Raw genomic sequence first — 18,206 nt, forward strand, 5'->3', positions numbered from 1 at the left:
ACGACGACACCGCACAGTAGCGCAACGACAAAACATATAGGCCGGTTTGGCTAACGTACGAGCAATGAGTGAGACAGTCCTGCAAGCAGGTGTCGATATCGCTGGACTGTCGTTCGACCCGGTCGCGGTCTCGGAGCCGCTGATGTGGCTCGTTCTTGCGGCGTTTCTGGGAAGTGTGGCTGTCGCCCAGTATGACGAGCGACTGGCCCGTCCAGTCGCAACGGTCGGCTGGGGGTTGTTCGCAGTGTACTGGCTCGCCCTAGCTCCGCATTTCATTCTGATACAGAAGAGCGTCGTCGAAGGACTGGGAAGCGTCATCGCCGTCCCACTGTCGCTGTACACCGGCTATTTACTCTGGAACGGCCGGGAGTCGCTGCTGGTGTTGACCCGTGCCATCGGTATCATGGGCGTCATCTATGTGCCCTTCCTCACCATCGGGCCGCTCCGCCAGATGATCATCGAGGCCGTCACCGATCAGGTCGCCTTTCTTATGACGCTCATCGGGTACGATCCGACAGTAGTTGGCGGGCTCTCACACAACGGCATCGATATCGCATCGAAGCAGTACCCCTATGAGAACACGTTCTGGTTCGACGGGAACGAGCGACCGATAACGTACACTATCATTCTGGCCTGTACAGGTATCGGCAGTATCTCTATCTTCGCTGGCGGAATACTGGCAGTCAAGGCACCGTGGCGACGGAAACTCCGTGTGCTGGTCGGGGCCATCGGCATCATCTACGTACTGAATCTCATTCGGAATCTTGGGATCGCACTGGCCTTTGGCCTCCAGAAGGCGCAGTTCTTCCCGGGAGCGATCATGGCGCTGTTCGGCCTCAGCGACGCACAGCTCGTGTCCTACTACATTGTCGACCGGATGCTGGCGCAGTTCGGCTCCGTTATTGTCCTCGTTGGGCTGACGTGGGTGCTGATGCGGGAGCTACCGGAGCTCACCGTTATTATTGAGGACCTCCTGTTTCTGGTGACCGGAACCGAGTACGACCTCGGAACGACGTTCGAAAAAGACCAGCCGGAGTCGAGTCCCGCGACCGCTGGCGACGACTGAACTGCGTCGTGGAAACGACAGCCGCTATTCCAGGTCGGCTCCAGCAACCGACTCCAGTGCATCCGCCTCAAGTGGGTGGAGCGAGCCGGGAATGACAAGCAGATGTAGCGGGTCGCCGAACGTCTGCGTAGCGAGTTCGTCGAGCGTGTCAGCAACCACCAACGGGTCTGGACTGCCAGCCCTGGCCACGACAACGCCAAGTGTGTCCGGGAATGGCTCCGACAGCATGGCGGCGGCCTGGCTGGCGGTCATGTACGTGTCGTCACTCTCGTCCCAGTGTGGGTCGTCGACCTTGATGTCGAGGTAGACCAGCGTATGCAGGTCCCGGCCCCGATTGCCCTCGATAGTAGCGACGACGCTGTCCGGGACACCATCACCGCCGTGAGCGTCCTCGAAGGGGAGCGTCGTGGCCTTCCCGAAGCGGTAGTTCTGCAGGCCGGTCAGCGAACCGGCGGCAGTCTGGGCAGTCGTCCCGTGAACGATTCGGGTTTCGATGCCACGGTCCGCAGCCCGAAGCCGGAGGTCGGTGTGTGTCGTCGAAACCATCGTATCCCCGGCGGTACAGAAGACGACGTCCTCGCTCTCGGCGGCTTCGAGAATCGGCTCGGGGTCTCGCTCAATGCCGGCCCGGTCTCTAAGTTCGATACTCGTCTCCAACGTATCCTCCAGCGTTTCGATATCGGTACCGATCAGCCGGCTTGTGTAGAACTCAGCGAACACCCGGTCGGCGTCTCGAATGGCGTCGCGCCCCGCGACCGTGACCGAGCGCTCATCATAGAGGCCCAGCCCGACGAATGTGAGCATATCCGGAGTGGGTCGCCGTCGGGGATAAAGGGCGCGAAGCGTCAGGCTTACCGCCCGTGGTCGGGGAGGGGGAGTATGGGCGTTCCCTGCGTTCGCGTTCCCCGCGAGGCCGGCGAAGAGACACGCCAGCGCCTCGCCGAGGCAAACCTCGTCGACGACGGCTACGACATCACGGTCGCCGACGGACAGCTGTACGTCCCCGTCACCGACCCCACGGCGGTGCCGTCGGACCTCACCGTCGTGGAGGCAGACCCGCCGGTCCGCGAGGGCCAGACGATGCCGGCGGACGGACTCGACTTCGACCCGAGCTACGAGCGCATCGGCGACGTCGCGATTGTCGACGAAGACGACGACGAGCGGGCCCGGATGATCGCCGATGCGATCATGGATTCGGACCTGCCCGTGCGAGCGGTGTTGAATCGCGCATCGAAGATCAAAGGCGAACAGCGGGTTCGCGACTGGGACGTACTCGCTGGTGACGGAACAGAAGTCACCCACCGGGAGTACGGCTGTACGTTCGAACTTGACCTCGCCGAGGTGTACTTCTCGCCGCGTCTGGCGACGGAACGCCATCGCGTTACCGAGCAGGTCAGCGAGGGCGAGCAGACCTTCGATATGTTCGCTGGTGTCGGCCCGTTCGTGATTCCATTCGCCAAGCGCGGGGCAACCTCCGTTGGGACCGACATCAACGAGACAGCAATCGAGTACCTCCGAGCAAATGCGGAGCGGAACGGCGTCGCTGACCGCGTGACCGGTATCTGTGGTGACGTACGCGAGGTTACCGGCGAGTATGAGGGCTGGGCTGACCGCATCGTGATGAACCTTCCTCATAGCGCCGATGAATTTCTGGAGGCCGCTGTCCACTTGGCAGCCGATGAGTGCGTTCTTCATTACTACGATATCCAGCACGAGGACGACCTGTTCGGACCCGGCCAGCGAGCGATACGGGCGGCTGCGGAGCCGGCCTACGACGTGACGGTCAAAACGCGCCACACTGTCCGGTCGTATGCCCCGAAGGAACACAACGTCGTTCTCGACGTTCGACTGACGCGCTGAAACGAACAATTATGTCCACTCGTCTGATGGTGAGGAATAGTAGCAGATGGAGGTGAGCGAGGATGACGACATCGGCATCCACGACATCTCGCCGACAGCGTGGCGTCTCCTCCGTGTCGCGGCGGGGTTTGGCCAGCGAGAGGTTGAGGTGGAAATCGACGACATCATGCAGGCTCACATCTCAATGCTAGAGAACAACAACCGGAGTCTTTCGGAGCAACGACTCGAAGTGTTGTTCGAACTGTACCGCTCGGAGCTGACCACCGAGCAGGTGCGCGTGCTGGTTTCGAACTTCTAACCATGACCGAACCGACAGTCGATGGACGCCGAGACGCGGCAGCTGACCAGCGGGGCCGGCCATGACTTGGTCGGGTCGAACGCACCCGCGGCGAACGGCAGCGGCGATTGCCGTCGCCCTCGTCTCGACAGCCGCGATAGCCGCAGCCCCGACACCAACTGGCCTTGACATCGCTGCACAATACGCGCTAGCGACGATGGCCTTCGCGGCAATTCTGTGGGTGACAGACGCTCTGCCGCTCCCGGTGACGGCGTTGCTGATACCGGTGTTACTGACAGTGTTCGGTATCTACACCGAGATGGAGGCCGCACTCTCGGGCTTTGCCGACCCACTCATCTACCTGTTTGTGGCAGGATTCATGCTTGCGAAGGCGCTCCAGACACACAATATCGACCGCCGCATCGCCCTGCGCCTCATTAGCTGGATGGGGCGCTCACCACGATTGCTCATTCTGGCAATCATGGTCGCGACAGCCTTTCTCTCGATGTGGGTATCGAATACGGCAACAACGGCGATGATGACGCCTGTCGCGCTGGGCGTTCTTGCCGAGGTCGTCGGCCGAGATGTGCCCGATGGCGAGGCATCGAATATGCGAATCGCGACCTTGCTCGGAACGGCCTACGCGGCGAGCGTCGGCGGAGTTGGGACCCTTATCGGGACGCCACCAAACGTGGTCGCCGTGGCGTTTCTCGACAGACTCATCGGCGTCGAGATATCATTCGTGCAGTGGCTGGCCATCGGACTTCCAATCGTCGTGTTGACCCTCCCGCTGACGTGGTATGTCCTGACGTTCTGGCTGTACCCCCCGGAAGTCGACGACGTGAGCGGGGCGAAGGCGCAGGCGAAAGCATATCTTGAGGAAGAGGGACCACTGTCGGCGAGTGGTCGACGAGCGGCGTACATCTTCGCAGCCACAGCGGGCCTGTGGATTCTCGGTGGGCTCGGATTCCTGTTCGAAGGAATGCTCCCCAAACCAGTGTTTGTGACGCTGTTTGGCGGTGCGGGCGAGACTATATTCGGTCTGACAGGCCATCGTGGCGTCCTGTACCTCGTGATGGTCGGGCTGCTCGCAATCCCAGCACTCGTCCTGTCGGGGGCTGACGACTGGGAGAATCTGGTCGACATCGACTGGGGGACTATCATCCTGTTCGGTGGCGGCATCTCGCTGGCGGACGCGCTGGCTGAGACTGAGGCGACGACGTGGCTGGCACGGACTGTCTTCGACACACTGGTGGGCGCACCGCTGGCCCTCGTCGTGCTCGCTGTCGTCATCTTCACCGTGCTGGTGACGGAACTGTCCTCGAACACGGCGACGACGACGATACTCGCACCGATCCTCATCGGCCTCGGAAGTGTGCTTGCTGGAACGCTCGGCGTCGAACCGATACAGGCCGCTATCACGCTGACGGTTACCGGGGCTATCGCGGCGAGTTTCGCGTTCGCACTCCCAGTCGCGACTCCGCCGAACGCCATCGTCTTCGGGAGCGGCCACCTAGAGCAACGAGATATGATACGGGCCGGTGTCGTGCTGAACATCCTGATGACGCTCGTATTGACAGGGCTCGTTCTCGTTTCCTTCGCAGTCTTCTGGCCGCACATACTCTGGTAGGCCGCTTTTCGGTGTAGCTCGTTCTGAAAGAGTACTTGTACGTACACGCCTCCGTCCGCCACAGTATCCTTAACATTTAATAGGGTATGTCACAACGGGACGTACAGGCCGTGTATCATTGATACACGGGCGTAAAACGACCTATGACTGGAAAACAAGACCGACGCGCGTTTCTGAAGGTGGCAGGAAGCACAGGTGTTCTCGGACTGACGGGGCTCGCTGGCTGTTCCGGTAACGGTGGCGACGGTAGTAGTGACGGGGGCGATGGAAGTGGTGGCGGTGACGGTGGCTCTACCGGGGAAAGCGGTAGTGGAACGAACGTCATCACCCTTGGCGGGTCGATGAGTCTCACGGGAGACAACGCCGACCTCGGGCAGTTGTACAAGGACGCCTACGAACTGACCATCCAGCGCATCAACGAGTCCGGTGGCATCGAGGCTGGCGACGGCAACACGTACGAACTGGATATGGTGCTCCGTGACGACGGGACCGACGCTTCCCAGTCGAAGTCGATCTATCAGGAACTCATCGACCGCGAGGGGATCGACTACCTGCTCGGGCCGTACTCCAGTACGGTCACCCTGCCCGCGAGCGCCGTGGCCGCACAGAACCAGAAGCCGATGGTCGAGGGCGGTGGTGCGAGCCCGGAGATTTTCGCACAGGGTAACGAGTGGATTTTCGGCCTCCTGCCGACGGCGAACAAGTACGCCAAGAGCTACATCGATATGTGCCTCGCGCAGGACTCGGCACCTGAGTCTATCGCGATTCTTGCCGAGGACGGCACGTTCAGCCAGTCGACCGCGGAGGGCGCACGTAACAAGATCAGCAACACAGATCTAGAACTGGTCGTCGACCAGACGTTCCCGTCGGATACGTCTGACCTCTCGACGAACCTTGGCAGGGTTCGGGACAGTGGCGCAGATATCCTCCTGTTGTGTGCCCACCAGAAGCACAACATCATCCTGGCCAACCAGATGGAGAGTCAGGACGTCAACGTCGATGCGGCGATGGGAACCGTCGGGAGCCTCAACGACTCGTTCAAGGATGAGGCCGGCGCGAACGGCGACTATATGTACGGGCCATCCTCGTGGGCAGTCAACGCGGACTTCGACGACCCGGTGTTCGGCAAAACCGGCGACTTCGTCTCCGGCATCGAGGAGAACTACGACTACACGCCGGACTACCACAGTGCGGCTGGCGAGGCGGTCATCCTCACCTTCATGAACGCCTTCCAGAACGTCGACGAACTCAACCCGACGGCGGTCCGGGACCACATCCGCCAGACCGAGTTCTCGACAGTGTACGGCACCGTCGCCTTCGATGACAGCGGCGTCATCGACAAGAACATGCTGGTCTACCAGTGGCAGCCTGAGTCCGACCTTCAGATAGTGTACCCGGACAACGTGGCGCAGTCTGATCCGGTGTACCCGATGCCTGGCTGGAGCGAGCGCTGAGAGCGATGGCTGCCACCCAATTCGTCGTCAACGGCCTGCTGGTCGGTGCGCTGTTCGCAGGCGTGGCGGTCGGATTCGCGCTCATCTGGGGGGTCGTCGACATCATCAACCTCGCCCATGGCGAAATGGTGATGCTCGGTGGCTACACCTCTTACTGGGTGCTGACGCTGGTCACCGGGAATGCGGAGGGGTCGCCGCTCCTGTTCCTGGCGACCATCCCGGTTGCCATCGCCGTGCTGTTCGGAATCGGGTACGCGCTCCAGCGGATACTGGTTTCACGAGTCATCGGGACTGACATCTTCCTCACGTTGCTGGTGACCTTCGGCGCGAGCATCGCCATCCAGCAGCTGGCGATACAGGCGTGGTCGGCGAACCCGCGATCGATTCAGGTGAGCTTTGCGGACCCGTCGATGAACCTCGCTGGCATTGTCGTCCCGAAGATGAAACTCGTTGCCTTCGCCGGCGCACTCGTCCTCACTGCACTCCTGTACGTGTTCCTCCAGAAGACACGGACTGGACGAGCGATACGGGCCGTCTCACAGAACCCCGAGGCCGCGGCGCTAGTCGGCATCGACGTCGAACACACCCGAGCGGTGACTTTCGGCGTCTCCTCGGCTATCGCCGGCGGTATCGGCGCGTTCATCGCCGTCATCTTGAACATCCAGCCACAGATGGGACTCATCTACACGCTCAAGAGCTTCGTCATCGTCGTCTTCGGCGGTGTCGGAAGTATCCCCGGCGCGCTCATCGGCGGGCTCTTGCTGGGTTCCGTTGAGGAACTGGTCGCAGGGTTTATGTCCTCGCAGTGGACACTCGCCGTGACGTTCACTGCGCTCATCGTGTTGCTCGTCGTCAAACCCAATGGTCTGTTCGGACAGGGGGCTGAACAATGAGCACGAGCGACGAGGAGTCTCGGGGCGTCCTCCGGTCGGTCCTTCCGCCCGAACAGGTCGACCGGTTCCTCAGTACGTGTGACGCCTACGGCTGGCAACTGCTGGCCATCAGCACGCTCGCCGCGGCCGCGTTGCCGCTACTGGGGCTGGAGGCTGGCTATCGGATGACCGTCTTCACCGAGATGTTCCTGTTTGCCATCTTGGCGCTGTCCTGGGACCTCGTCGGCGGACAGACCGGCTATCCGAGCTTCGGAAACATGGCGTTTTTCGGTATCGGAGCGTACGCGACAGCGATTCTAACAAAAGACTTCGCGCTCTCGTTCCCGGTCGCGTTCCTCCTAGCTGGCCTGCTGGCGGTGACCTTCGCGGCCGTCATCGGCGTCATCGTCCTCAGGCTCCGCGGGCACTACTTCGCTATCGCTACGCTCGGTGTCTTGCTGGCCGCGCAGCAGATCTCCCGGAACCTCGATATCACCGGCGGGGCCAGCGGAAAAATCCTGCTCCAGACGCCGTCGGGCGAGACCTTCTACTACCTCTTCCTGGGGGTTCTCGTCGTCGAGATGGCGCTCGTGTACTACCTCTCGGGGACGCGCTTTGGCTTCGTCCTGAACGCCATCCGCGATGACGAGGAGAAGGCCACGGCGATGGGGTTCAACACCACCTACTACAAGACGGCCGCGTGGATGCTGGCCGGCCTGTTCACAGGCTTTGCCGGCGCCGCGTACAGCCTGTTCAACACGTTCATCGACCCCCAGACGGCCTACAACGGTGCGTGGAACGTGGAACTCATCGCGATGGCGCTGCTGGGTGGGTCCGGCACTGTCGCCGGCCCCGTTCTCGGTGCCTTCGGTCTCCACACCATCATCGAAATCGTGGAGACGTACGCGGTCGGGTGGCAGCTCGTTCTGCTCGGTGGGGCTGTCATCATCACGGTCATTGGCTTCCCCAATGGTGTCGTCGGAACGCTCAGCGAATACGCGAGCCAGATGGACTACTACAAACACGGCGGCATGGCCGCCACAGACACTGACGACGGCTCGGAGGTGAGTGCCGATGAGTAAGGCAACGAGCGGCCCGGCACCCGACACGGACAGCGGTCGTGCGGTGCTGCGGACGGACGGCGTCACGAAGCGCTTCGGCGGCCTGACCGCCGTCGACGACGTGGACATCGCGATCCACAGTGGCGAAATCATCGGCCTCATCGGGCCGAACGGGGCCGGCAAGTCCACGCTGTTCAACTGTATCACCGGGGCGCTGACGCCCGACGAGGGCCGAGTCTACCTTCAGGGCGAGGACGTGACGGACTGGCCCGAACACAAGATCGCACGGGCGGGCTTGGGCCGGATGTTCCAAGAGACCCGTATCTTCGGAGACATGACCGTCCGGAAAAACTTGCTGCTTGCGGCCCAGGAGGGTGGCGCTGACGTGTCCAGTCTCATGCGTCGCCCCGACAGTTCGCTGCTCGCCCGCACGGACGAACTGCTGGACTACGTCGACCTCGGTGGACTCGCGGAGACCCGCGCTGGCCGGATGAGTTTCGGCCAGCAGAAGCTGCTTGAGTTCGCGATGGAACTGATGTCGGAACCCGAAATCCTGCTGATGGACGAGCCAGCCGGCGGCATCAACCCCTCCATGCTGGGGAATCTCATCGACTACATCCGCAACGCCAACGAGGAGCAGGAGTCGACCATCTTCCTCATTGAACACAACATGGACTTCGTCATGGATATCGCCGACCGCATCTACGTTCTGGCCCACGGCGAACGCATCGCCGAGGGAACGCCAGAAGAGATACAGAATGATCAGCGCGTGCTCGACGCGTACCTCGGGAGGGAGTGAATATGGCATCCACACCAGACGCCACGAACGAACCGACCGGGGACCCGGTGCTTCGAATGGAGAACGTCACAGCAGGGTACGGCAACACCACCGTGTTGCACGACGTGAGTATCGCTGTCGAGGACGAACAGGTCGCCTGTCTTATCGGCCCGAACGGCTCCGGGAAGTCCACACTGATGAAGAGCATTTACGGCTTCGCGGATGTCCAGACCGGGACGGTGTCGTTCCGCGGTGATGACATCACTGGCCGGTCGCCCCAGCAGAACCTCGCTAACGGGATGAGTTACGTCCTGCAGGACGCCAGCGTCTTTCCGGGGATGAGTGTTCACGAGAATATGCTGATGGGCGGCTACGTGTTCAACGACGACGACCGCGCCGCCGCCCGCGCCGATGAACTGTACGAGGAGTTCCCGGTACTCGCTGACCTCCGGAGCCAGTCGGCCGGCACCCTCTCGGGTGGCCAGCGCCGTCTGCTGGAACTGGCCCGCGCGCTGATGGTCGAACCGGACGTGATGATGCTCGACGAGCCGTCCATCGGCCTCGAGCCGCGGTTTATCGACGACGTGTTCGAGCGCATCGAACAACTCAACGACCTCGGAACCACCATCCTGCTCGTCGAACAGAACGCCGAGAAAGGGCTCTCTATCGCTGACCGTGGCTTCGTGCTCGCAAGCGGTGAGATCAAATTCACCGGCACGGGGACCGAACTGCTTAACGACGAGGAAGTCGGACGCTTGTATCTAGGAGGATAATATATGTACACGATACTTGTCCCCGTCGACGCCGATGAGGACCGCGCCCGCGGCCAGGCCGCTTTCGTCTCGGAGCTACCGGCTGCTGAAACCGAGATCGAGGCTGTGATCACGCACGCATTGACCAAAGAAGAGGCGGAAGCGCCCGAGGAGATACGCAACGTCGAGCGGATCTCGACAGTCAGACTCGTTCGCGACTACCTCGAAGACCACGACGTCGATGTCCAACTAGCCGAGGGGCAGCAGCCGCCAGCGGACGGCATCATCGAGCTGGCCGACGAGTTCGATGCCGACCAGATCGTCATGGGGTCGCGAAAGCGGTCGCCGACCGGCAAGGCCGTGTTCGGGAGCGTGTCCCAGCAGGTCCTGCTTGAGGCGGACGACCCGGTCACCGTCGTCGGGTCCCGAGAGGAGTGAGAACGTTCCTCTCGGTGGCCCCGATTCGCAATCCTTATTGCGGTTATGCGTCCAACAACTGATGTACACGAGCGACGCGCCGGTGTAGCTCAGACTGGCAGAGCGAATCCTTCGTAAGGATTAGGCCGAGGGTTCAAATCCCTCCACCGGCTTCTTCTTTCCAGCATCGTTCTGACAGGTCTTCCTCATACTGATATTCGTCCACCAGCAGCCATCGGTCCTGCGTCGATGGCCTAGCGGTCCCTCACAAGCCGCATAAAAACGACCCTCGCCAGTGAGGCGATACCGCGACGGGCTTCTGGATAGAATTTCCGTCTGTAAACAATGATCACACAGTACAGACTGCCGGCGTGTACTGCTGTGTGCCCGGGAGGGCGGTCCAACGGACACACGTACGGGCAGTCAGACGGAGTGTGGTTCTGATGGATTTCAGAAACGCCTGGCACCGCGACGGCGATGAAGAGGTCTGCTGCATCGCATGTGGAGACACAGTTGCCCGGTCTGACGCCAGAGAATACGACAAGTACGGCGACCGCTGGGACCGTGACGACAAATCCTTCGAGTACTTGTGCAAGCCCTGCTACCGCGAGCACTGTCACTTCGGCCGGACCGGGCTGGAAGACCGACTCGAAGCGGCCGGTGCGGGGACCGTGAGCCGAGATGTGTTTCTCAGACGCTATCACGACTTGGCCGACGAAGCGGAGCAAACCCGCGCTGACGGTCACTAAGCCGGAAGAGGAGTGCCCTGTTCGGCGATCCGACACCGCACCACAGGCCGTTCAGGGCGTGATGACCGCTCGGCCGTCGATCTCCCGGTCTTCCAGCATCTGTGCGACGGTGTTCACCTCGCCGAGGTCGTACTGGGTCGTGTGGAGGTCGACCGCACCGCGCTCGACGAGCGCGACCAGTTCCTGCAGTTCGGTGTACTGACCGACGATGTTGCCCTGATAGGCGAACTCGCCGTTGACGAGCGCCTGTGCGGGCTCGTGGATGTGGCCGCCGTAGCCGATGATGTGGTGGTCGCCGCCGGCGGCACAGATATCGGGCGCGAGAGCCGTCGTCTCGTCCGCCCCGACAAAGTCGAGCACCTGCGCAGCACCCACGCCGTCGCTGATGGCGTCGACCTCGCTGGCGACATCTTCCCTTTCGGGGTCGATGGTGTAGTGTGCGCCGAGGTCGTCGGCGAGATCGCGGGCGGACTGCTTGATGTCGACGGCCACGAGGTCAGCGGCACACATCGCGTCGAGACACTGGAGGCCGATGTGGCCGAGGCCGCCGATGCCGATAACGACAGCGGTGTCGCCCGGGTTGAGGCCGTCGACGGCCTTCTTCGCCGCATGGTAGGCCGTGATTCCGGCGTCGGCGTGCGGGGCGATGTCGGCCGGGTCGACACCCTCCGGCAGCGGGATGACCGACCGGTCGCTGGTCAGCAACTGGTCGGCGAAGCCGCCGTCCGTCGTCAGGCCGTTGAACGCGTCGTTCTCGCAGTACATCGTCTCCCCTTGCCGGCACGGCCGGCAGGTGCCACAGGTCTGGACCGGGTGGCAGATGACCTGATCACCAGAAGAGACGATATCAACGTTGTCGCCCGTTTCGACGACTGTCCCGGCGTTCTCGTGACCCAGCGTCATCGGGAGGTCCTGCGGAACGTACTGCTCCCACATCCCCTCGATGATGTGGTTGTCAGTCTGGCACCAGCCGGCCCCCTCGACTTCGACGATGACATCGTCCCCGGACGCGACCTGTGGTGCATCTACGTCGTCTATCGAGAGTCCGTTCGACATATCGTGCGTGTACTCGTGGAGTCTGGCTGCGCGCATCGTCCTGTGTCCGGACGAAACGGCAATAAACACACATTATAAAATATTGGATATATTGACGGCACCGCTCGTTGCAACATTTAGAACTGTATTAGCCACCCGGCCAGCGTCTGTCGACGCTGGGGGAAAAAACAATGCGTGCGGTAACGCTTGCAGCTACTCAGTCCCGACTGGCCAGCAGTGCGGCCCCGAGCAGCGCCACAACGGCGACAGGAATCCCCATTCCGGGGCCGAAGGCTGACGACGGTGCAGGGCTGGTCGCGCGGATCGGTTCCTCTACCGGTTCGTCAGCTGCGTACTCCCAGACAGCGGTCTCATTTTGAACGATATCAGCGTTCGAGGACGAGACATCGGCAGGCATCGCCAGTCGGTACTCGACCGCGACGCCATCGCCGAAGGCAACGTCGGTATCCTCGTTCGCAGTGACGAACGTCCGGTCTTCGTACGTGACGTTGCCCTCGCTAGCGTTGACCGACACGTCGCTTTCCGGGCCGGGGTTCCAGTCCGTGAATGTCATCGAGAGTGTGACGTTTTCCCCCTCCAGCTCTTGCTCGTACGTATGGTTCGACATCCGACTGGTGTTCACGTCGGCCAGGAGATACCCTTCAACCGAGTCGTAGCCCTCCTGTTGGGCCTGGCTCTGAAGGCCGTCGTACGCCGACGGGGACATCTCGAGAGTCAGGTCGTACTCCGAAACTGTGCCGTCGGCGGCCACTGTTGAGTCAACTGTCGCCGTCACACAGCCGGAGAGGACGATGAGGGCAGCGAGACCGATCGCAGGGACAATCCGAGTCATACCTCACCGAATCGGGTCAGGTGGGATAAGCCTTGTTACCGGGGCCGATACGGCTCAATGTGTCAGGACCAGTAGCTGGTCATCAGTCCGAACCAGACAGAAGGGCGACCCGGGATCTCCGAAGGTGTTCGTCCGCTTTTCGCTTATAAAGAGCGTCTCGAATTCGTTGCCACAGGCCGGACAAGCGAACCCCTTCCGGTTCGACAGCGTCATCGTCCCGCGGTCGTCTTTCAGCAACTTGAGCCCGTGTCGGTACTCGTGTACGTCGAAGCTCCCGCTGACGTCTAGCTGGTCCATGCGTGTGAAACGAGCGGCGGCTGTCTAAAACTCGTCGGCGATCTACACGAGGTTCGCGCCCATGTAGAGCACGACGACGAGGAAGATCCAGACGATGTCGACGAAGTGCCAGTACATCGACGCCGTCGAGACGGAGGTGTGTCGTTCAGCCGAGTACTGACCGTAGTACCCGCGGGCGAAGACGATACCGAGGAGCACAGCGCCCATCGTGACGTGCAGGCCGTGGAGCCCCGTCAGACCGTAGAACGCGGAGCTGTAGATACCGCCACCGACGGTGAAGCCTTTGTGAACGATGAACTCGTAGTACTCGTACACCTGTCCGCCGATGAAGATGACGCCCAGCAGCAGCGTCGCGCCCAGCAGCTTCAGGAACCGGCTCCGGTTCCCGCTCCGGAGCGCGATGTGACTGTAGTGCAGCGTCACCGAACTGGCGATCAGAAGCAGCGTATTGACGATCACGAGTGAGCCGAACACCTCAGGAACGGCCGCCTGTGTCCAGACCTCGCCGCCACGAACGATGAAGTAGTAGACGAAGCCAGCGCCGAAGGTAGCGATTTCGCTCCCAAGGAACAGGAGCATGGCGAACTTCAGCGTCTTGTCCGAGTGGTAGTCCGTCCCGCGCTCCCAGAAGTCAGAGACGAAGGCGTGGTACAGCCAGCCGTAGATGCCGACGAGGAAGAGGCCGACGCTCCCGGCCATCGCCCCCGCCCCGACAGTCTGGCTGACAAGTGCGTTTTCGCCCATCGAGAGCACGAGCAGGGCCGCGCTGACGTAGATGCCCGAACCACCGATTGCCGTCACAAAGGGCCACCAGCTGGCCTCACCGAACCCGTGGGGCCAGTCCTCCGTCGCCGGGAGGTGATGCTCCCCGTGCCCGTCGTCCGCGTGTTCATCGGAGACACTCATACTAGGGCCCTTGCGAACGGAATACTAAAAGCCCATCCAATTCCCTGCGGAGTATGCCGCCTCCAGCCCGGCCCGACGGGTGACTCGCCGGCATCCCGGAAGCTACACGAGGGCGAAGGCCCAACTATCGACGATGACATCTGGGAGGCGTCGTACGGTCGCGCTGGTGGTATGCGGGCTGGGCTGGCTGGCCGCGACGGGGACAGCGAGCGCACACGGCGGCAGTCTCGCCGGTGGCGGCCGCGAGTCGCTGACGATCCCCACGTGGCTGTTCCTGAGTACCGGTGGTGCGGCCGTCGGCGCGTCGTTCCTGCTGGCGTCGTTCGTCACCGACCGCACATTCGTCGAGCGCATCCACGGCTGGGGACGGCCGCTATCTGGCGGTTTCGAGGGTATCCTGCGGCTCGCCGGCCAACTCGTCGGGCTCGGCGGACTGGCCGCGGTGTTCGTCGTCGGCTTCCTCGGACCGACGAACGCCCGGACGAATCTCGCGATACTGCTCGTCTGGGTCGGCTGGTGGGCCGGGCTCGCGATGACGACGTACCTCGTGGGGAACAGCTGGGCAACGCTCAATCCGTTCAAGACCCTCGCCCAACTCTTACCGACGCTCGACCGTCCGTACCCAGACCGCGTCGGGTCGTGGCCAGCTGTCGGTGGGCTGCTCGTGCTGGTGTGGCTGGAAGTCGTCAGCCCGCTCGCCGACCAGCCGCGCCTGCTCGCGTCGGTTGTCGCCGGATACACCGTGCTGACGATTGCGGGCGCACTCGTGTTCGGACCCGACGACTGGTTCGCCCACGCTGACCCGGTGGAGCGGGTGTTCCGCTACTACGGTCGCTTTGCACCTATCGGTCGCGACGAGGACGGGCTCCGGCTTCGGCTCCCCGGTATGGACCTCTCGACGCCCCGGCTGGTCGACGGTCCTGACGAGGTGGCGTTCGTGGTGGCGCTGCTGTGGGTCACGACCTATGACGGGCTGGTCACGACGCCGGCCTGGCGCGACCTGACGACGCCGATCGTCGACGCCGGCGTCCCGCCGCATCTCCTGTATCCGGTCGCGCTCGCCGTCGGGTTCGCCGGCTTCCTCGGCGTGTATCGACTCGCGGTCCGGCTCTCTCGGGATATGTCGGAGACGTATCTGGCCCCGGCGGTTCTCGCACAGCGGTTCGCGCCGCCGCTCGTCGCTATCGCCGTCGGCTATCACTTCGCGCACTACCTCGGGTACTTCCTCGTACTCGCACCCTCGCTGGCTGTCGCGCTCACGTCGCCGTTCGCGGACCCGGCAGTAGTGCCGACCATCGAACTACCGGAGTGGTTCGGTGCGATCGCACTCGCGTCGGTCATCATTGGCCACCTGGTCGCCATCTGGGTTGCCCACGCCGCCGCGTACGATCTGTTTCCCGCGCGCCTGCAGGCGATTCGGTCGCAGTACCCCTTCATCGCGGTTATGGTGTTCTACACGATGACGAGCCTCTGGGTCGTCTCCCAGCCGGAGGTGGCACTTCCGCATCTATGACTGACACAGCAACCCAACCAGTAGCCGATACGGCAGCGACAGATACCGACGAGGAAGCAGTCTACGATGTCCCGGCCGACGCCACGGCCTACCGGTGTTCGTATTGCGGCCGGCCGTTCGCCCGCGAATCATGGCTCGCGCTCCACCGTGGCCTGGCCCACCCAAGCGAACTCGACGACGAGGAGGTCGAGGCCTTCCGGGCGGCCCACGACGAGGAGGAAGAGTCGCTTTCGACGTTCCGACTCCAAGCACTGGGCGCGCTCGTACTCATCTACTTCGGCTTCCTGATGGTGTATGCACTCGTGTAGTTCCTGGGTTTCACCGCGCCACCGACACAGCGGACGGGAAGCGAAGCGTTGATGGGTCGCAGGTGACCAAACAGTGGGTATGGACCTTCGCGTTATCGACAAATCCGACACGGAACTCTCTATCGAAATCGCTGGTGAGGACCACACGTTCATGAACGTCATCAAGGGGGCGCTGCTGGAGACAGAGGGCGTCACAGCGGCGACCTACGACGTGAACCCGGAACAGTCCGGTGGCCAGACCGACCCGGTGCTGACTATCAAAACCGAAGAAGGCGTCGACGCGCTCGAAGCCCTCGAAGACGGAACCGACGCCGTCATCGAGAAGGCGGACAGTTTCACCGACGCGTTCGAAGCCGCCGCGTAATTCTAGCAGAGGACGTATGTGACGAACACCCGTTCGTCCGGGCCGACGTGGATATCGATACCGATCAGTCCGGCGTCCGACTTCTGAATCCTGTTGCCCCGCTCGATGTAACTGTCGACGAGCGCGGTCGCCAGCGCCGTCTCGTTCTGGAACTGGCCGAGTGACTGTGGCGTTCGGTCGTAGGCCACCTCGTAGCTGACCACGACTGGGCGGTCACAGGGGAGCGGGAACCGAGACACCCCCTCTCGCGTGGGTCGCTCCGCGTTGTCGTATCGCACATCGACGCGGCCCTTGTTGTAGTAGGCTGCGGCGTCGTCTATGGTCGCGTTCCGCGAGACCGTTCCGCCGCCGACGCCCGACCGCCGGACGTTATACACGTCGACGTATGTGTCCTCGACCTCGGCGAGCGAGAGCGAGTTGACGGTGTCACCGCTCCCGGCAGGGGACGCGATCGACGGTGGGCCGGTGGGGGTTTCGGCGGCAAAGCCCGGCAGCGTGATACCGCCCACAGCAGCGAGCACGATGAGGCCGAGCAGCAGTGCCACGGCGGCGTAGCCGAGTACGTACTTCGTTTCGAGTACATCCAGCCAGCCGGTCTGTATCTCATCGAGGGGATCGTCCTCCGGCGGCCCCGTCCGTCGCTCGAAGTTGCTTCCGCCACAGCGTTTGCACGGTGGAGAGTTCTTCTGGTGCTGGCGACCGCAGTCCAGACAGACCCACCTAGGTCCGCCCTCGACGACCTCTTCGTTGACCTGGGTCACGGCCTCCTCGAAAGAGCCGTGCCCGCAGTTGTCACACGGCGGGTCGTTCTCCTCGTGGGGTTTGCCACACCATTCACACCGCCATTTCATTGTTGAGTCTCCGTGTTGGGCGGATAAAACCTGCCCGATGCCCGGCCACAGTGCTGCGGTTCTCCGGTGGTGTTCCTCCACGGTCGCTCGGTCATCGGCTGACTCATCGGGGCCGTTCGACTCCGGTGACACCTGCTGCCAGAGGCTGGGCTGGGTGTGACTGCTGACAGCGGGAAGCGATATCGCACGCCGAGACGCGGGGAAAACCGAGGCAGCCGAGGCGACAGAAGAACTGCATCATACAGATATAATGACAGGTGTGGGTATTTAATATTGCTACCCTAAGTCGACGATGGCGTTACAGTCGGACCGGAATCCCCTTGCTGTCGAGATACTCTTTGGTCTCAGCGATGGAGTACTCGCCGAAGTGGAAGATGGAGGCGGCGAGGCCGGCGTCCGCGCCGGCATCGACGAACACTTCTTCCATATCCTCCGGGCCGCCACAGCCCGAGGAGGCGATGACCGGTGTCGAGACGGTGTCACAGACGGCTTTCATCAGCGGGATGTCGTATCCGTCCTTGGTTCCATCGGCGTCGATGGAGTTGACGAACAGTTCACCGGCACCGCGCTCTTCTGCTTCGGTGGCCCACTCAACGACATCCAGCCCGGTACCCTCGCGTCCTCCCTTGACCGTGCATTCGAACCAGCAAGACTCGCCGTCGACCTCGGTGTAGTACTCGCCGTCCTCGTCGAAGCGCCGGCGAGCGTCGACGGAGATGACGATACACTGGCTCCCGAACGCCGCCGCTCCCTCGTTGATGAGGCCGGGTTCGGCGATAGCGCCGGAGTTGATCGACACCTTGTCCGCGCCGGCCCGCAACGTCTCCTTGATGTCCTCGCGGGTGCGGATGCCGCCGCCGACGGTCAGTGGGATGAACACCTCGTCGGCCACGGCCGAAACTGTATCGAGCATCGTCTCGCGCCCCTCGGCGGAGGCGGTGATGTCCAGAAAGACGAACTCGTCGGCTCCGGACTCGTTGTACGCCTTAGCCATCTCTACCGGGTCGCCGGTGTACTCTAGATCCTCGAAGTTGACTCCCGTGTACACCGCCGCGTCCCCGTTCTCGTCCACGTCGACGTCGATACAGGGGATGATCCGTTTCGTGAGCGTCATTCGATACCTGTGAGTTCGACACAACACCGTTTGACCGTTTCGACTGGCG

Annotated in this window: 21 protein-coding genes and 1 tRNA gene; 15 read left to right on the forward strand and 7 right to left on the reverse strand. The window is 62.4% G+C overall.

Features of this window, described 5'->3' with window-relative positions; all coding sequences use genetic code 11:
- Positions 1 to 64: 64 nt before the first annotated feature.
- Entirely contained in the window at positions 65 to 1,066 is a 1,002-nt protein-coding gene (artA, locus tag C443_RS18645; protein ID WP_005538342.1) for an archaeosortase A, read from the forward strand.
- Between the two features lie 24 nt (positions 1,067 to 1,090).
- Here the strand turns inward: artA and dph5 are convergent, their stop codons facing one another.
- The gene (gene dph5, locus C443_RS18650) at positions 1,091 to 1,870 is read right to left on the reverse strand and encodes a diphthine synthase (protein WP_005538343.1); all 780 of its coding nucleotides are present in this window, start codon (positions 1,868 to 1,870) and stop codon (positions 1,091 to 1,093) included.
- Between the two features lie 75 nt (positions 1,871 to 1,945).
- Here dph5 and C443_RS18655 point away from each other — a divergent pair, with 75 nt between their 5' ends.
- The 11 genes from C443_RS18655 to C443_RS18705 all read left to right on the forward strand — a co-directional run bounded on the left by C443_RS18655 (position 1,946) and on the right by C443_RS18705 (position 10,916).
- Positions 1,946 to 2,926, forward strand: a complete 981-nt coding sequence (locus C443_RS18655) for a class I SAM-dependent methyltransferase (RefSeq protein WP_005538344.1) — start codon at positions 1,946 to 1,948, stop codon at positions 2,924 to 2,926.
- 46 nt (positions 2,927 to 2,972) lie between these two features.
- Complete coding sequence (locus tag C443_RS18660; RefSeq protein ID WP_005538345.1) at positions 2,973 to 3,224, forward strand: hypothetical protein; 252 nt, start codon at positions 2,973 to 2,975, stop codon at positions 3,222 to 3,224.
- Between the two features lie 61 nt (positions 3,225 to 3,285).
- Positions 3,286 to 4,833, forward strand: a complete 1,548-nt coding sequence (locus C443_RS18665) for an SLC13 family permease (protein ID WP_005538347.1) — start codon at positions 3,286 to 3,288, stop codon at positions 4,831 to 4,833.
- 143 nt (positions 4,834 to 4,976) lie between these two features.
- Entirely contained in the window at positions 4,977 to 6,287 is a 1,311-nt protein-coding gene (locus tag C443_RS18670; RefSeq protein ID WP_005538348.1) for an amino acid ABC transporter substrate-binding protein, read from the forward strand.
- Between the two features lie 5 nt (positions 6,288 to 6,292).
- The gene (locus C443_RS18675) at positions 6,293 to 7,180 is read left to right on the forward strand and encodes a branched-chain amino acid ABC transporter permease (RefSeq protein ID WP_005538350.1); all 888 of its coding nucleotides are present in this window, start codon (positions 6,293 to 6,295) and stop codon (positions 7,178 to 7,180) included.
- Complete coding sequence (locus tag C443_RS18680) at positions 7,177 to 8,241, forward strand: branched-chain amino acid ABC transporter permease (protein ID WP_005538352.1); 1,065 nt, start codon at positions 7,177 to 7,179, stop codon at positions 8,239 to 8,241. The genes C443_RS18675 and C443_RS18680 overlap by 4 nt, the downstream gene beginning before the upstream one ends.
- Positions 8,234 to 9,019: an ABC transporter ATP-binding protein gene (locus tag C443_RS18685; RefSeq protein WP_005538354.1), complete on the forward strand. Its 786-nt coding sequence runs from the start codon at positions 8,234 to 8,236 to the stop codon at positions 9,017 to 9,019. Before C443_RS18680 ends, C443_RS18685 begins: the two co-directional genes overlap by 8 nt.
- A gap of 2 nt (positions 9,020 to 9,021) precedes the next feature.
- Complete coding sequence (locus C443_RS18690) at positions 9,022 to 9,771, forward strand: ABC transporter ATP-binding protein (RefSeq protein WP_005538355.1); 750 nt, start codon at positions 9,022 to 9,024, stop codon at positions 9,769 to 9,771.
- A gap of 3 nt (positions 9,772 to 9,774) precedes the next feature.
- Positions 9,775 to 10,188, forward strand: a complete 414-nt coding sequence (locus C443_RS18695) for a universal stress protein (protein ID WP_005538357.1) — start codon at positions 9,775 to 9,777, stop codon at positions 10,186 to 10,188.
- 78 nt (positions 10,189 to 10,266) lie between these two features.
- Positions 10,267 to 10,340: transfer RNA gene (locus C443_RS18700), tRNA-Thr, on the forward strand.
- Positions 10,341 to 10,610: 270 nt separating this feature from the next.
- Positions 10,611 to 10,916 (forward strand): DUF7562 family protein, encoded by a 306-nt coding sequence (locus C443_RS18705; protein WP_005538359.1) that lies wholly within the window; start codon positions 10,611 to 10,613, stop codon positions 10,914 to 10,916.
- Between the two features lie 51 nt (positions 10,917 to 10,967).
- Here the strand turns inward: C443_RS18705 and C443_RS18710 are convergent, their stop codons facing one another.
- The 4 genes from C443_RS18710 to C443_RS18725 form a co-directional block, all read right to left on the reverse strand.
- Positions 10,968 to 12,008 carry an NAD(P)-dependent alcohol dehydrogenase gene (locus tag C443_RS18710; RefSeq protein WP_005538361.1) on the reverse strand — a complete coding sequence of 347 codons (1,041 nt, stop codon included), beginning with the start codon at positions 12,006 to 12,008 and terminating at the stop codon, positions 10,968 to 10,970.
- Positions 12,009 to 12,168: 160 nt separating this feature from the next.
- Positions 12,169 to 12,804 carry a PGF-CTERM sorting domain-containing protein gene (locus C443_RS18715; protein ID WP_005538363.1) on the reverse strand — a complete coding sequence of 212 codons (636 nt, stop codon included), beginning with the start codon at positions 12,802 to 12,804 and terminating at the stop codon, positions 12,169 to 12,171.
- A gap of 54 nt (positions 12,805 to 12,858) precedes the next feature.
- Complete coding sequence (locus C443_RS18720; RefSeq protein ID WP_005538365.1) at positions 12,859 to 13,101, reverse strand: DUF7385 family protein; 243 nt, start codon at positions 13,099 to 13,101, stop codon at positions 12,859 to 12,861.
- Between the two features lie 42 nt (positions 13,102 to 13,143).
- Positions 13,144 to 14,007 (reverse strand): cytochrome c oxidase subunit 3, encoded by an 864-nt coding sequence (locus C443_RS18725; RefSeq protein WP_005538367.1) that lies wholly within the window; start codon positions 14,005 to 14,007, stop codon positions 13,144 to 13,146.
- A 166-nt stretch (positions 14,008 to 14,173) separates the two neighbouring features.
- On the opposite strand from C443_RS18725, the gene C443_RS18730 reads away from it, so the two are divergent.
- From C443_RS18730 to C443_RS18740, 3 genes are all read left to right on the forward strand, one after another.
- Positions 14,174 to 15,520 (forward strand): hypothetical protein, encoded by a 1,347-nt coding sequence (locus C443_RS18730; protein ID WP_005538368.1) that lies wholly within the window; start codon positions 14,174 to 14,176, stop codon positions 15,518 to 15,520.
- Positions 15,517 to 15,828 carry a C2H2-type zinc finger protein gene (locus C443_RS18735; protein ID WP_005538370.1) on the forward strand — a complete coding sequence of 104 codons (312 nt, stop codon included), beginning with the start codon at positions 15,517 to 15,519 and terminating at the stop codon, positions 15,826 to 15,828. Before C443_RS18730 ends, C443_RS18735 begins: the two co-directional genes overlap by 4 nt.
- 79 nt (positions 15,829 to 15,907) lie before the next feature.
- Positions 15,908 to 16,192 carry a DNA-directed RNA polymerase subunit L gene (locus C443_RS18740; protein ID WP_005538371.1) on the forward strand — a complete coding sequence of 95 codons (285 nt, stop codon included), beginning with the start codon at positions 15,908 to 15,910 and terminating at the stop codon, positions 16,190 to 16,192.
- Between the two features lie 2 nt (positions 16,193 to 16,194).
- On the opposite strand, the gene C443_RS18745 is transcribed toward C443_RS18740, so the two are convergent.
- Together C443_RS18745 and hisF are read right to left on the reverse strand one after the other, a co-directional pair.
- On the reverse strand, positions 16,195 to 17,043 hold the full coding sequence (locus C443_RS18745; protein WP_049944146.1) for a hypothetical protein: 849 nt from the start codon (positions 17,041 to 17,043) through the stop codon (positions 16,195 to 16,197).
- A gap of 298 nt (positions 17,044 to 17,341) precedes the next feature.
- Positions 17,342 to 18,157, reverse strand: a complete 816-nt coding sequence (gene hisF, locus C443_RS18750) for an imidazole glycerol phosphate synthase subunit HisF (protein WP_005538375.1) — start codon at positions 18,155 to 18,157, stop codon at positions 17,342 to 17,344.
- Between the last annotated feature and the right edge of the window lie 49 nt (positions 18,158 to 18,206).

Origin of the sequence: Haloarcula argentinensis DSM 12282, assembly GCA_000336895.1 — an archaeon.
GTDB lineage: Archaea > Halobacteriota > Halobacteria > Halobacteriales > Haloarculaceae > Haloarcula > Haloarcula argentinensis.

Excerpts from the sequence above, each read along its gene's own strand:
- artA (WP_005538342.1), top strand. The coding sequence starts at position 65 with ATGAGTGAGACAGTCCTGCAAGCAGGTGTCGATATCGCTGGACTGTCG.
- dph5 (WP_005538343.1), bottom strand. The coding sequence starts at position 1,870 with ATGCTCACATTCGTCGGGCTGGGCCTCTATGATGAGCGCTCGGTCACG.
- C443_RS18655 (WP_005538344.1), top strand. The coding sequence starts at position 1,946 with ATGGGCGTTCCCTGCGTTCGCGTTCCCCGCGAGGCCGGCGAAGAGACA.
- C443_RS18660 (WP_005538345.1), top strand. The coding sequence starts at position 2,973 with ATGGAGGTGAGCGAGGATGACGACATCGGCATCCACGACATCTCGCCG.
- C443_RS18665 (WP_005538347.1), top strand. The coding sequence starts at position 3,286 with ATGACTTGGTCGGGTCGAACGCACCCGCGGCGAACGGCAGCGGCGATT.
- C443_RS18670 (WP_005538348.1), top strand. The coding sequence starts at position 4,977 with ATGACTGGAAAACAAGACCGACGCGCGTTTCTGAAGGTGGCAGGAAGC.
- C443_RS18675 (WP_005538350.1), top strand. The coding sequence starts at position 6,293 with ATGGCTGCCACCCAATTCGTCGTCAACGGCCTGCTGGTCGGTGCGCTG.
- C443_RS18680 (WP_005538352.1), top strand. The coding sequence starts at position 7,177 with ATGAGCACGAGCGACGAGGAGTCTCGGGGCGTCCTCCGGTCGGTCCTT.
- C443_RS18685 (WP_005538354.1), top strand. The coding sequence starts at position 8,234 with ATGAGTAAGGCAACGAGCGGCCCGGCACCCGACACGGACAGCGGTCGT.
- C443_RS18690 (WP_005538355.1), top strand. The coding sequence starts at position 9,022 with ATGGCATCCACACCAGACGCCACGAACGAACCGACCGGGGACCCGGTG.
- C443_RS18695 (WP_005538357.1), top strand. The coding sequence starts at position 9,775 with ATGTACACGATACTTGTCCCCGTCGACGCCGATGAGGACCGCGCCCGC.
- C443_RS18705 (WP_005538359.1), top strand. The coding sequence starts at position 10,611 with ATGGATTTCAGAAACGCCTGGCACCGCGACGGCGATGAAGAGGTCTGC.
- C443_RS18710 (WP_005538361.1), bottom strand. The coding sequence starts at position 12,008 with ATGCGCGCAGCCAGACTCCACGAGTACACGCACGATATGTCGAACGGA.
- C443_RS18715 (WP_005538363.1), bottom strand. The coding sequence starts at position 12,804 with ATGACTCGGATTGTCCCTGCGATCGGTCTCGCTGCCCTCATCGTCCTC.
- C443_RS18720 (WP_005538365.1), bottom strand. The coding sequence starts at position 13,101 with ATGGACCAGCTAGACGTCAGCGGGAGCTTCGACGTACACGAGTACCGA.
- C443_RS18725 (WP_005538367.1), bottom strand. The coding sequence starts at position 14,007 with ATGAGTGTCTCCGATGAACACGCGGACGACGGGCACGGGGAGCATCAC.
- C443_RS18735 (WP_005538370.1), top strand. The coding sequence starts at position 15,517 with ATGACTGACACAGCAACCCAACCAGTAGCCGATACGGCAGCGACAGAT.
- C443_RS18740 (WP_005538371.1), top strand. The coding sequence starts at position 15,908 with ATGGACCTTCGCGTTATCGACAAATCCGACACGGAACTCTCTATCGAA.
- C443_RS18745 (WP_049944146.1), bottom strand. The coding sequence starts at position 17,043 with ATGAAATGGCGGTGTGAATGGTGTGGCAAACCCCACGAGGAGAACGAC.
- hisF (WP_005538375.1), bottom strand. The coding sequence starts at position 18,157 with ATGACGCTCACGAAACGGATCATCCCCTGTATCGACGTCGACGTGGAC.